The organism is Aeromonas sp. QDB25 (assembly GCF_027707725.1).
Lineage (GTDB): Bacteria > Pseudomonadota > Gammaproteobacteria > Enterobacterales > Aeromonadaceae > Aeromonas > Aeromonas caviae.
On sequence record NZ_JAPCIZ010000006.1, the window covers coordinates 67,766 to 80,781 of the forward strand.

11 protein-coding genes and 1 pseudogene are annotated in these 13,016 nt (G+C 61.6%); 7 read left to right on the forward strand and 5 right to left on the reverse strand.

The annotated features are described in order from the left end of the window. Window positions 1–285 precede the first annotated feature (285 nt). Window positions 286–1,840, forward strand: a pseudogene (locus tag PG883_RS03650) (methyl-accepting chemotaxis protein). 103 nt (window positions 1,841–1,943) lie between these two features. Here PG883_RS03650 and PG883_RS03655 read toward each other — a convergent pair. Next, complete coding sequence (locus PG883_RS03655; protein ID WP_010675126.1) at window positions 1,944–3,536, reverse strand: GGDEF domain-containing protein; 1,593 nt, start codon at window positions 3,534–3,536, stop codon at window positions 1,944–1,946. Between the two features lie 88 nt (window positions 3,537–3,624). On the opposite strand from PG883_RS03655, the gene PG883_RS03660 reads away from it, so the two are divergent. The 6 genes from PG883_RS03660 to maiA all read left to right on the forward strand — a co-directional run bounded on the left by PG883_RS03660 (window position 3,625) and on the right by maiA (window position 9,171). Next, window positions 3,625–4,269: a TIGR01621 family pseudouridine synthase gene (locus PG883_RS03660; protein ID WP_029314720.1), complete on the forward strand. Its 645-nt coding sequence runs from the start codon at window positions 3,625–3,627 to the stop codon at window positions 4,267–4,269. After that, on the forward strand, window positions 4,266–4,919 hold the full coding sequence (locus PG883_RS03665; RefSeq protein WP_010675124.1) for an HAD family hydrolase: 654 nt from the start codon (window positions 4,266–4,268) through the stop codon (window positions 4,917–4,919). The genes PG883_RS03660 and PG883_RS03665 overlap by 4 nt, the downstream gene beginning before the upstream one ends. Before the next feature lie 239 nt (window positions 4,920–5,158). After that, window positions 5,159–6,313 carry a 4-hydroxyphenylpyruvate dioxygenase gene (hppD, locus tag PG883_RS03670; RefSeq protein WP_010675123.1) on the forward strand — a complete coding sequence of 385 codons (1,155 nt, stop codon included), beginning with the start codon at window positions 5,159–5,161 and terminating at the stop codon, window positions 6,311–6,313. Continuing rightward, a complete protein-coding gene (locus tag PG883_RS03675; RefSeq protein WP_010675122.1) occupies window positions 6,306–7,454 on the forward strand; it encodes a homogentisate 1,2-dioxygenase in 1,149 nt (382 codons plus the stop codon). Before hppD ends, PG883_RS03675 begins: the two co-directional genes overlap by 8 nt. Window positions 7,455–7,464: 10 nt before the next feature. Continuing rightward, window positions 7,465–8,463 carry a fumarylacetoacetate hydrolase family protein gene (locus PG883_RS03680; protein WP_010675121.1) on the forward strand — a complete coding sequence of 333 codons (999 nt, stop codon included), beginning with the start codon at window positions 7,465–7,467 and terminating at the stop codon, window positions 8,461–8,463. A 69-nt stretch (window positions 8,464–8,532) separates the two neighbouring features. Beyond that, window positions 8,533–9,171, forward strand: a complete 639-nt coding sequence (gene maiA / locus PG883_RS03685) for a maleylacetoacetate isomerase (protein ID WP_010675120.1) — start codon at window positions 8,533–8,535, stop codon at window positions 9,169–9,171. Window positions 9,172–9,243: 72 nt separating this feature from the next. Here the strand turns inward: maiA and PG883_RS03690 are convergent, their stop codons facing one another. The 4 genes from PG883_RS03690 to PG883_RS03705 form a co-directional block, all read right to left on the reverse strand. After that, window positions 9,244–9,867 carry a glutathione S-transferase family protein gene (locus PG883_RS03690; protein WP_010675119.1) on the reverse strand — a complete coding sequence of 208 codons (624 nt, stop codon included), beginning with the start codon at window positions 9,865–9,867 and terminating at the stop codon, window positions 9,244–9,246. Window positions 9,868–9,995: 128 nt separating this feature from the next. After that, window positions 9,996–10,496, reverse strand: coding sequence for a thioredoxin family protein (locus PG883_RS03695; protein WP_010675118.1), 501 nt, complete (start codon window positions 10,494–10,496; stop codon window positions 9,996–9,998). A gap of 167 nt (window positions 10,497–10,663) precedes the next feature. Then, window positions 10,664–12,328, reverse strand: coding sequence for an asparagine synthase B (gene asnB, locus PG883_RS03700; protein ID WP_010675117.1), 1,665 nt, complete (start codon window positions 12,326–12,328; stop codon window positions 10,664–10,666). A gap of 205 nt (window positions 12,329–12,533) precedes the next feature. Further along, window positions 12,534–12,902, reverse strand: coding sequence for a cupin domain-containing protein (locus tag PG883_RS03705; protein ID WP_010675116.1), 369 nt, complete (start codon window positions 12,900–12,902; stop codon window positions 12,534–12,536). Between the last annotated feature and the right edge of the window lie 114 nt (window positions 12,903–13,016).

A 13,016-nucleotide genomic window follows, 5' to 3' on the forward strand; every position in this document is an offset into this window, starting at 1 on the left:
AAGGTTGCATCAAGTGTGCTCTCCCCTGACGGACCCCTGGCAATGCCAGTACCACAGACTCGTTGGAACCATTTTTTGGTGTGATGCATCGTGTGGGAGAGCGGTGAACCTGGGAAAATGCCGAGTGTTTTTTGGCCAAACCTGGGCTTTTGGGGTCAAAATCTTGCGCGGCGTCAAACAGGATGCAAATTGTGTCTCAGCCATCCTCCCCGACTGGGTCTCTGCGTTGCTTGCCCGTAGGCGTTTGGCTACGCTCAGTGGGTGATCAAACAAGGGGTGTGCGCCATGAAGAAAAGCCAGGTTCATCTCATCGACGAAGAGGTGGATTTTCCTGCCAATGAACAGCTGGTCTCCACTACGGACCTGCAGGGTGTGATCACCTACGCCAATGATCACTTCTGCCGGGTAGCGGGGTACAGCCGGGCCGAGCTCATCGGCCAGCACCACAACATGGTTCGCCACCCGGACATGCCCAAGGCCGCCTTTGCTGACCTCTGGGGCAAGCTCAAGCAGGGCAAACCCTGGCGCGGCATGGTGAAAAACCGCTGCAAGGATGGGCGTTACTATTGGGTGGATGCCTATGTCACCCCTATCTTCGAGCAGGGGCGGATCAATGGCTACCAGTCGGTCCGCAGTCGCGCCGCGCCGGAGATGAAAGCCGTGGCCGGGCGCACCTATGCCAGATTGAAGAGCGTGGAGCGGGGGGAGCGAAAGGGCGGATTGAGCCTGCGCCCGATGCGCCACGGGCTGGCCATCGTCGGTGTCTTGCTGATGCTGGCGGGGGGGGGGCTATCTGATGGGGCCCTGGGGGCCGTTGTTCACCCTGTTGCCTCTCTTGTGGCTGGCCCTGATCTATCGTGACACCCTCATCACTACCCCCCGTTATCTGCGACAGCTCGCGGACGAATATGACAGCCTGACCCGGCTCATCTATTCGGGGGAGGATGCCAGTGCCATTGCAGACTTCCACATCAAGCTGTTGCAGGCCAGGATCCGCACCGTCCTTGGACGAGTGGACGATGCGACCCTCTCCCTGCAGGATCTCGCGGTGCATCTGAAAACAGCCTCCAGCGAGGCAAGCGCCGACATCGCCGAACAGGATGTCCAGACCCAGCAGGTGGCGACTGCCATCACCGAGATGGCGGCGACAGCCCACGAGATTGCCCGCAATATCCTTGAGACGGATAACCAGATAGCCCAGGCCAAGGCGCACTGCCAACACACCGATCAGCAGCTGGAAGATACCCAGCACAGGGTGACGGAGCTGGCCACCCAGGCAGAGCATGCCTTCACGGCCGCCGTGGCACTGGCGGAGGAGTCGGACCGCATCGGTGTGCTGATGAGCGAGATCCAGGGCATTGCGGATCAGACCAATCTGCTGGCGCTCAACGCCGCCATCGAGGCGGCGCGGGCAGGGGAGCAGGGGCGAGGCTTTGCGGTGGTGGCGGACGAGGTGCGAACCCTCTCCACGCGCACCCACAAGGCGACCGAGCAGATCCAGAGCAGCATAGGCCAGATCCAGCGTACCCTGAACGGCTGGAAGGGAATGATGCAGCAGAACCTGCAACAGACCCAATCCTGCGTGACCCTGACCCGCAAGGGATCAGAGAGCCTGCATCAGGTGCTGGCGGAAATAGAACGGGTGGTGGACCTCTCGGCCCAGATCTCGACGGCGGCAGAGGAGCAGCAGGCGGTGGTGGAGGACATCAGCCGCAACGTCAACGCCATCTCCCAGCACTCCCACACCAACAGCAACAAGATGCAGGACATGGACGCTTCGAGCGACATCCTGCTCACCAAGGCTCGCCAGCTAAAATCCCTGGGGCAGACCTTCGGGTAAGAGCGGTCAGACTCATGCAATGCAGGAAGGCCACCCCTGGGGTGGCCTTCCTGTTTATTGGTTTCATGGGGGTATCGGCTCTGTGTGCCGGGAGATGAACCAGTCAGCCGGACTGCTCCGCCAGCGTGATGACGCGGCCGCCCTTGTCACAATACATGGCCCTGTCGGCTTGGATGAGCCACTGCTCCGGGCTCCAGTCATGCTGGTAGTGGCTGACGCCGATGCTGATGCCCACCTGCATCGGCTGGTCATTGACCACGAAGGGGGCCTGCATGGCCTGGCGGATCACGGCGGTGACCTCCTCTGCCTGACGGATATCGTAGCCCGGCAGCAGCAGGATGAACTCGTCCCCCGCCAAGCGGGCAAAATAGCACTGGTGGCCGATGGCGTCGTGGATCCGTCGGGCCAGCTGGCAGAGGATGGCATCCCCCTGGCTGTGGCCGAAGTTGTCGTTGATGCGCTTGAAGTCATTGAGATCGCAAAACAGCAGGCAGCCCGGATTGTCGCTTTGCACCTGGTGTTTCAACTGCTCCATCAGGCTCAGGCGATTGGGCAGCCCGGTAAGGGGATCGAGGCGGGCCAGTTGCAGTATCTCCTGCTCTCGCTGTTTGCGCAGGGCCACTTCCTGGTTGAGCCGCTTGTTGCTCATCAGAAGATAGAGGGAGAGCAGCAGGATGAGACCACCAACCCCCAGGCTCAGCAGGAACCATGGACGCCAGAAGCTCCACTGTTCTGAGGGAACCTGATAGAGAAAACGGGTCAGGGAGACCGGTTTGGCAAGGAGGCCTATCTCCACCAGCTGCTGCATGATGTGAGCGAAGCGATCCGGATTCATATACCCGATCTCCACATAGAGCGGCTGGATCATCTCCTTGCTCATCTGCAACTCGTATTCCATGTGGGCCTGACTGCGGTTGACGCCATACTCTGTGCGCAGCAGGGCGATGGCTTCCTCGGGGTGGGTGAGGGCATAGCGCCATCCCTTGAGGCTGGCTGCACGAAAACGTGCCACCCGCTCCGGATTGAGCCGCTCCTGTGCCTGGGTGGTGAAGAGAATGTCGCTGTAGAAATCGATGCCGTAGTTGCGAGGGTTGATGACGGACACCGAGATGCCGCGCTCTTCCAGATAGAAGGGCTCATTGCTCAGATAGGCGTTGAAGATGTCTATCCGGCCGGCGATCAGATCGTCGATGTTGACCGAAGTGGGGACCGGGATGAGCTGGCGCTCGTGAAGCCCCTGATAGTAGAGGGTGGCCAGCAGTTCGGCATCCTGATGACCCGGAAACATCATGATCCGTTTGCCACGCATGTCCGCAACGGTGAGAATGCCGCTGTCGCGGCGTGCCAGGAAGATGGAGGGAGAGTGCTGGTAGACGCTGGCCAGCGCCAGCAGCGGCTTGCCCTGGGCGTAGTGGGTCAGCACCTCGGTGTTGCCGACGCCAAAGTCGGCGCGTCCGGCCAGCACCTCCTGAACCGGACTTATTCCCTTGCCACCTGGCCTTATCTCGACATCCAGACCAGCGTCGGCGTAATACCCCTTGGCCTTGGCCATGTGATAGCCCACAAACTGGGGCTGATGCAGCCAGCGCAACTGCAATACCACCTTCTCCGGCAGATCACGTGTCCGTTCACTGGCCTGGAGGGGCGAGAAGCAAGTGATGCCAAGCAACAACAGCCAAAACAGGCATTTTTTCATTCGTGCGATTCTTGTGCTGAGGGTCCATGAAGATGGCCTGCAGGCCTGCATTCAAGTTGTTAACAAATAACATTCTAAAGGGTTATACATGTACCGGATACAATTGCAGCACAAAGATTTCATGGTGATCAACAAGCGTCCGGGCATTGGCATGCACGATGATGCCGGCGAGCCGGGTCTCGTCAATCGGGTCAGAATGGATACCGGTCTTGACCTCTATCCGGTCCATCGACTGGACAAGATGACCTCTGGGCTGGTGCTGCTGGCCCGCACCGCCGAAGCGAATCGCGCCCTCAGCATGGCTTTTGCGGCGCGGGAAGTGAGCAAGCAGTATCTGGCACTCTCCGATCGCAAGCCGAAGAAGAAGCAGGGCTGGGTGAAGGGTGACATGGAGAAAGGGCGAGGCGGCAGCTGGATGCTGAGCCGCACCCAGGATAACCCGGCCATTAGCTGGTTCGACTCCGTTTCGGTGCGCGAGGGGCTGCGCCTTTATCGTATCAAGCCCCGGACCGGCAAGACCCACCAGATCCGGGTGGCCTTGAAGAGCGTGGGAGCCCCCATCCTCGGAGATGAGCGTTACGGCGGCACGGCGGCGGATCGCGGTTATCTGCACGCCTGGCGCCTCGCCTTCACCCTGGCAGGTGAGAGCTTCGATCTCGTTTGTCCGCCCGATGAAGGAGCGCTGTTCCTCCTGCCCGAGTTGCATGCCGCCATCGCAGAGATCACCGAATGAGCGCAGCAACCGCGAGAGTCCCAGCCCACGGCTGGATCCTGGCCGACTTCGATGACACCCTAGCGCCGGATGACAGCCATGCGGGGTTGCTGCGTTTCATCTTGCGCCGCCGTATCTGGCCGCTGCTGCTGTGGCCACTGATGGCGTTCGGTGCCGTGATCTATCTGCTGCCAGGTCAGCGCAGTCGCGGCATTGCACTCATCTGGTGGGCCATCACCCTCGGGCTATCCCCCCTGGCCTGGCGCGCCCTGGTACGGCAGTACAGCCTGACCCGGCCCGGTCTGTATCGGGAGGCGCGAGCCCTCCTGACGGGGGAGGGGCACCGCTGCTGGGTCATCTCCGCCAGTCCCCGCGCCCTGGTCCGTGCCCAGCTCCATCGTCAACTGCCAAGGCTCCCTCACCGCATCATCGGCTCGCGGATGGGTTACCGTTTCGGCGGCCTGGTGCCGCGCTTCTATTGCCATGGCAGGCACAAGCTGCTGCCTGAGCTCCTGACCCTGGAGGCCGCACTCACCCTGAGTGACAGCCTGCACGATCTGCCCCTGCTGGCGTTGGGGGAGCAGGCCTGGCTCATCAACCCCACAAGGACTCGATTGTGGAAGATGAGGGCGGTACTGCCCCATATCGAACCCTGTTATTGGTCGTTGTAAGGCAAAGCTGACAGCCTTGCGGGACGCTAACGAGCGCAGTGCAAGGCTGGGGCTGTGATGTCACATTTCATTTACATTCTTTGGCGCGGATTCCCGCCAAACTATCTGAACGCCGCCCCTTCTCATTCCCTGCGCCCGCCACTCTAATGAAACAAGTTGTTAACAATGCCGTGCGGGCTGCCTGTCGAGCCCTTGCGGCGTGACCCGTTTCGTTATCAGTTCATCGCAAGGAGCGCATCATGACCACCCCTTCTTCCCGTACTCACACCATCAACCCCCTTGGCACCGACGGGTTTGAGTTCGTCGAGTACACGGCGCCGGATCTCAAGGGCATTGCGGCCCTCAAGGCGTTGTTCGTCTCACTGGGCTTTGCCGAAGTGGCCAAGCACAGGCACAAGCAGTGCTGGCTCTATCGCCAGGGGGACATCAACTTCGTGGTCAATGCCGAGCCCCACTCCCAGGCGGAGGAGTTTGCCCGGGCCCATGGTCCGAGCGTGTGCGGCATGGCGTTTCGGGTGAGCGATGCCGGCCGTGCCCAGCAGTACGCCATTGGCCAGGGGGCCAAGCCGTTTGTGGGCAAAATCGGCCCCATGGAACTCAACATCCCCGCCATCTACGGCATCGGCGAGAGTACCCTCTCCTTTGTCGATCGCTATGGCGAGCGCGGCTCCATCTATGACGTGGACTTTATCTTCTACCCCGACTGGCAGGCCCGCATGGCCGAGGTGGACGCAGGGCTCTATGAGATCGACCACCTGACCCACAACGTCCATCGCGGCAATATGAACCTCTGGTCGAATTTCTACGAGCGGATCGGCAACTTCCGGGAAATCCGCTACTTCGACATCGAGGGCAAGCTGACAGGACTGCACTCGCGCGCCATGACGGCCCCTTGCGGCAAAATTCGCATCCCCATCAACGAGTCGGCGGACGACAAGTCCCAGATAGAGGAGTACCTGCGCCAGTACAAGGGGGAGGGGATCCAGCACATCGCGCTCGCCTCTGCCGACATCTATCACACCATCCGCACGCTCAGAGGGCGGGGAACCGGCTTCATGCCGACGCCGGACACCTACTACGAGAAGGTGGACAGCCGGGTCGCGGGTCATCAGGAGGATCTGGCCGCGCTGAAGGCGCTGCGCATCCTCATCGACGGCTCGCCGACGAAGGACGGCATCCTGCTGCAGATCTTCACGGACACCGTCATCGGGCCCGTGTTCTTCGAGATCATCCAGCGCAAGGGCAACGAGGGCTTTGGTGAGGGCAACTTCCAGGCATTGTTCGAATCTATCGAGCTGGATCAGATCCGCCGTGGCGTGCTGGACGGATCCACGCAAGGGGAGGTGAACAGTGCCGCGCAGGGCCAGAAAAACGGAGAACCGAGCGATGCGTAACTGGATAAGCTTCCCCCATCGGGAGGGAACCCACTCCCGCCAGGCCCATGCCGATCTGCCGGAGCAGGCCATCTATGAGCGCGAGCTGGGGCGCTCGGGCTTCTTCGGTCCGGCCACCCACATGCACCACAAGCATGCTCCCACCGACTGGGTCAACTGGGAGGGGCCGCTTCGGCCACGGGCGTTTGACTTGAACGATCTGCAGGAGGAGGTGAGCTCCCTCTCCCCCTGGGTGATGCCGGATATTCTCAGCAACCCCCACTGCCGCTACCGCATCTGGCGCCTGCATGAGCCCATGCCGTTTCTGGTGCGCAACGCCGATGGCGACGAGCTCCTGTTCATTCACGAGGGGAGCGGAGAGTTCTACTGCGACTACGGACACCTCATCTTGAGAGATGGCGACTATGTGGTGATCCCCCGTGGCACCATGTGGCGCATCGAGCCCACCGCGCCCCTCTTCATCCTGATGATAGAGGCGACGGAAGACAGTTATCAGCTGCCGGACAAGGGACTGGTGGGCAATCACGCCATCTTCGATCCGGCGGCCCTGGACGTGCCCGCCATCAACGAGCGCTTCCTTGCCCAGCAGGATGAAAACCCCTGGTCGCTGCAGATCAAGCGCCACGATCAGGTCTCGGTCGTCACCTGGCCGTTCAACCCGCTGGATGCACAAGGGTGGCACGGGGACTTGTGCGTGGTGCGCCTCAACTGGCGGGATATCCGCCCGCTGATGAGCCACCGCTACCACCTGCCTCCCTCGGCCCACACCACCTTCGTGGCGAGCCGGTTCGTGGTCTGCACCTTCGTGCCGCGTCCCATCGAGAGTGACCCAGGCGCCCTGCGGGTGCCCTTCTACCACAGCAACGACGACTTCGACGAAGTGCTATTCTACCACGCCGGGGACTTCTTCAGCCGGGACAACATCAAGCGGGGCATGGTCACCTTCCACCCTGCCGGCTTCACCCATGGTCCCCATCCCAAGGCCTTTGCGGCAGGGCAGGCCCATGCCAAGACCTTCACCGACGAGGTGGCGGTGATGCTCGACACCCGGGATGCCCTGGCCGTCGGCCCGATCTGCGAAGGGGTCGAACACCCCGGTTATGTCACCAGCTGGCAGCGTCCAGAGACGCTCGGCAAATAAGGAATTCGATATGAAACTGGCAACCCTGAACAATGGCAAGCGCGACGGCGCCCTGGTGGTGGTGAGCCGCGATCTGGCGCGCGCCGTCCATGTGACGACCATCGCCCCGACCCTGCAGTCGGCCCTCGACCAGTGGGGAGAAGTGGCGCCGCAATTGGCGAAGGTTTATCAGCGACTCAACGAGGGCGCCTGCCCCGACGCCTTCCCCTTCGATGAGGAGGCGTGCCTCTCCCCGCTGCCCCGCGCCTACCAGTGGATTGACGGCAGTGCCTACGTCAATCACGTGGAGCTGGTGCGCAAGGCGCGCGGCGCCGACATGCCAGAAAGCTTCTGGCACGATCCCCTGATGTATCAGGGAGGCTCTGACAGCTTCCTGCCGCCCCGTGGCCCCATCGTGATGGGCTCCGAGGAGTGGGGGATCGACTTCGAGTCGGAAGTCGCCGTCATCACCGACGACGTGCCCATGGGCACCCGTTCGCAGGGGGCGGCGAGCCACATCAAGCTCTTGATGCTGGTCAACGACGTGAGCCTGCGCAACCTCATTCCCGGGGAGCTTGCCAAGGGCTTTGGCTTCTTCCAGTCCAAGCCCTCCAGCAGCTTCTCGCCGGTGGCTATCACCCCGGACGAGCTGGGGGATGACTGGCGCGATGGCAAGGTCCACCTGCCCCTGGTGACCCACCTCAACGGCGCCCTGTTCGGGCAACCCGACGCCGGGGTGGACATGACCTTCAACTTTGATGAGCTGATTGCCCATGCCGCCAAGACAAGGCCGCTTGGGGCGGGTTGCATCATCGGCTCGGGCACCGTCTCCAACTACGACAGAAGCCGGGGATCCTCCTGCCTTGCCGAGCGGCGGATGCTGGAAATTATCGAGTCAGGTCAAGCCACTACACCCTTTCTGCGCTTTGGTGATACAGTGTCCATCGCGATGCAGGATCGCAACGGGATGAGTCTGTTTGGCACCATTTTGCAGCGGGTCACGCAAGCAACGGCCGAGCGGGCGAGCTAGGAGAGCCCGACCCCTGGAGGGGCGGGCGACACGGCAGGTGGCAGACACCTGCCACCACAGGGACACACTATGCTGCAGTTGTTTGGATATTGGCGCTCATCGGCCAGCTTTCGCGTGCGTTTGGTACTGCAACTCAAGGGGCTCGATTATGAGCAGCACCCGGTCAACTTGCGGCAGGGTGAGCAGAAGGAGAAGGCCTACCGCCGGGTCAATCCCCAGGGACTGGTGCCGTTTCTCGTGGACGATGACGTGCATCTGGGTCAGTCGGTGGCCATCATGGAGTACCTCGACGAGACCTATCCCGCCTACCCCCTGATGCCCTCCGCGCCCATCGAACGTGCCCGGGTGCGCCAGATAGTCAACATGATCGCCTGTGACACCCACCCCCTCAACAACCTGCGCGTGCTGCACTACCTGGAGCAGGAGTTGGGGCAGAGCAAGATGGCGCGGGATGCCTGGTATCGCCACTGGATAGACGAGACCTTCACCGCGCTGGAGCAGCTTCTCATGACCACCGCCGGCATCTATTGCGTGGGCAACGAGGTCACCCTGGCGGACTGCATGCTGGTGCCCCAGGTCTACAACGCCCGCCGCTTCGACATGACCCTGGATGACTACCCCACCATTGCGCGCATCGTCGCCAACTGCGAGCAGTTGCAGGCCTTTATCAAGGCGGCCCCCGCCAATCAGCCGGATGCCCAGCCCTGAAGCTGTGCAGACCGGGCCAGCGCGTTGGCCCGGTCTGCCATCTCTTTCCTTGCCCGGGTTATCTTGCTCGCCTCAGGGCGTGCCATTGGCCCCATAGCGTCGAAACCCCGGCCGCTCTTTCAGTCGCTGGTAGTAGTCGTCCACGGCGGGTAGCGACGGGCGATCATAGGGCGTCTCCAGCCAGCGGTTGACTGACAGCCCGATGGGAATGTCTGCCAGCGAGAAGTGCGGACCGGCCACATATCCTCCGGTTGTTTGAAGCTGTCTCTCCAGGATCTCCATGCAGTGAGACCACTGCAGGCAAGCTGCGTGAAGGGCCTGATGGTCTTGATGCTGGGGGGAGCGCCTCACCAGCGACAGGAAGGCGTAGCGCCAGGCGCTGTTCAAGTCCGATGCCTGCCAGTCAATCCATTGATCGACCCGAGCCCTGGCTCTCGCCTCGGCGGGATAGAGTGCATTGGCACCATGGCGCGTCGCCAGGTAGCGGATGATGGTGTTCGACTCCCACAGCGTAAAATCCTCATCCTGAATGACGGGCACCATGGCATTGGGGTTGAGCGCCAGAAACGCCGGGGTGTCCGTGGGTTTGAAGCCGGATCCCCACTCCTCCAGCTCGAACGGGAGGGTCAGCTCAGCACAGGTCCACAGTACCTTGCGCACATTGATTGACGACGCCTTGCCCAGTATTCGCAACATCTTTTTCGTCCTTGTCCGGGGTGATGGATGGCCTGTTTGTCGCAGACATGCCACTTCCCTGTTTGCGCTTCCATCAAGGCCCTGTACTGTCACTGACCGTGCGGGGCCCTGTTTGATTGACTGGCGAGTCAGCCGTGGGTGGTCCTGGGCTGGAAATAGGCGATAAATTTGCCGAGTTTCTCCCCGTCGTAACTCTTCCCCTTCTCCAGCAGCCCGGTGTTGAAGGACTCGAGCAGCCTGCCTTTGGCATCCAGCACGTAGAAGTGGGGGACCCCCAGATACTCGGGATAGTCTTTCAGGAAGGATTCATTCTTGTTCTGCTCGCTGACGTTCACCTTGACCACCACGAAGGTGCGGTTGAGCTGGCCGGCGAGATCGGGTTCCCGGTCCAGAAAGCGGTTCATCTCCTGGCACCAACTGCACCATTCGCCCCCCACCAGCAACAGGACTTTCTTGCCCTCGGCACTGGCCTTGGCGGTAGCGGCGGCGAGATCGCGGGCCGGATCCCGCGTCTCGTCATAACCCTGGCTGTAATCGGGCAGGCTCTGACTCCAGAGGTGGTCGCCCGCGCAGGCGGCGCCATTGAAAAGGAGGGTGCCCAGTATCAGGGGCAGTAACAGTCGTTTCATGGTCTCTTCCTTGTGTCGTTATCTTTGCTTCCAGGCGCAGACAATGTGACACGAGGCGTTTCCTGCGCCAAGCCGCAAACAGGGAAGGGGAAGGCAAAAAGCGGCAATGGAATGGCAGAAAACAACAAAGCCCCTCGAGAGGGGCTTTGTATTCAGGTCAGGGGCGATCAGTAACCCTGCTGGTGGACGTCCATCACGGCGCGACCGGAGGGATCGGCCATCTCCTTGAACTTGGCATCCCATTCGAGCGCGGTCGGGGTGGAGCAGGCGACCGACTTGCCGTAGGGCACGGTGCGGGCGGCGGACTCCAGCGGGAAGTGCTCGTCGAAGATGGCGCGGTAGTAGTACGCCTCCTTGGTGAGCGGGGTGTTGACGGGGAAGCGGAAGGCGGCCGCCTCGAACATCTGATCCGTCACCTCTTCCTCGACCATGGCTTTCAGGCTGTCAATCCAGGAGTAGCCTACGCCGTCGGAGAACTGCTCCTTCTGGCGCCACGCCACTTCGTGGGGGAGCAGATCCTCGAAGGCTTCCCGCAGGATGTGCTTCTCGATCTTGCCCTTGCCGCACATCTTGTCGGCGGGATTGAGGCGCATCGCCACGTCCATGAACTCCTTGTCGAGGAAGGGCACGCGGCCTTCCACGCCCCAGGCGGCCATGGACTTGTTGGCCCGCAGGCAGTCATAGAGGTGCAGGGAGGCGAGCTTGCGCACGTTCTCTTCGTGGAACTCGCGGGCGTTGGGGGCCTTGTGGAAGTAGAGGTAGCCGCCGAACAGCTCGTCGGAGCCCTCTCCCGACAGCACCATCTTGATCCCCATCGCCTTGATGTAGCGGGCCATCAGATACATGGGCGTGGAGGCGCGGATGGTGGTGACGTCATAGGTCTCGAGGTGATAGATGACGTCCCGCAGGGCATCCAGCCCTTCCTGCACGGTGAAGTGGATCTGGTGGTGGATGGTGCCGAGGTGATCGGCCACCTTGCGGGCGGCAGCGAGATCCGGCGACCCTTCCAGGCCGACGGCGAAGGAGTGCAGCTGGGGCCACCAGGCTTCGCTCTTGCCATCGTCTTCCACCCGGCGGGCGGCATAGAGCTTGGTGATGGCGGAGATGACGGACGAATCCAGACCACCGGAGAGCAGCACGCCGTAGGGCACGTCGCACATCAGCTGGCGCTTGACCGCCGCTTCCAGGGCCGCTTTGAGCTCGGCCTTGTCGCTGACGTTGTGCTCGACCGGCGCGTACTCCATCCAGTCCCGTTTATACCACTGTTTAAGCTCGCCATCCTTGCTCCACAGGTAGTGTCCCGGCGGGAAGGTCTCGACGCTCTTGCACACGGGCACCAGGGCCTTCATCTCGGAGGCGACATAGAAGTTGCCGTGTTCGTCGCGGCCGGTATAGAGGGGGATGATCCCCATGTGGTCGCGACCAATCAGGTAGGCATCCTGCTCGGCGTCATAGAGGATGAAGGCGAAGATGCCGTTCAGATCGTCCAGGAACGCCGGGCCCTTCTCCTTGTAGAGGGCCAGCAGCACTTCACAGTCGGAGTGGGTCTGGAACTGGAAGTCGACCTTGAGGTTCTTCTCCAGCTCCTTGTGGTTGTAGATCTCGCCGTTGACGGCCAATACGTGCGTGCGCTCGGGATTGTAGAGAGGCTGTGCGCCGTTGCCCGGATCGACGATGGCCAGGCGCTCGTGCACCAGGATGGCCTTGTCGGAGCTGTAGACGCCGGACCAGTCAGGCCCGCGGTGACGCAGTCGCTTGGACATCTCCAGGGCCGATTTGCGCAGGGCAGTGGCGTCGGTCTTGATGTCCAGAATGCCGAAAATAGAACACATTGGCGGTAATCCTCTTGATTTTTATATGAGCCCCCCACGTTTGGGCTCGAAATTCCATTTACATTCCTCGCCAATCACAATGCCTAGCGGAAAACCCTTTTGCAAGCGGGAAAACCGCAGAAAATCATGCCGTAAGCGTCAAGTTGCGCAGGGGATGGCGGCCGTCCGGCCGCCTGAAGAGAGAGGGTCAGGGTTGACGTGCGCGTCAACTCGCGTCGGGTTCGAAGATCACATAGAGCTTGCGACAAGGGGTGAGGGTCTCCCACTGCCCGACAAAACCGGCGGGAATGACGAACTGAACCCCCGGTTTGAGGTGCAGCCGGCCGCCCTGCTCGTCGTGGATCACCGCCTCCCCTTCCAGCATCTGGCAGTATTCGTGTTCGGTATAGTGAACGGCCCAGCAGCCCGGCTCGCAAGCCCAGAAGCCCACGTGAAACTGCTGGCTCGGGTCGGAGTAGTGGTTCCATGCCGTCTGGCTCGGCGTCCCGGCCCTGATGCGCTCGGGGGCCGGCATCAGCGGGGTGGGGGAGACAGTGTGTTTGTCCAGCAGGATCCAGTCGTTCAGGCTCTTCATGGTGCGTCCTTGAGTGGCGAAGGAGCATCCTGCTCCCGTTTAGTTTGTTTAACGATTTTGCGCTTACGTTAAACGAAACGGGCCCCCTTTGCCAAGGGGGCCCGTGCAGGCTGA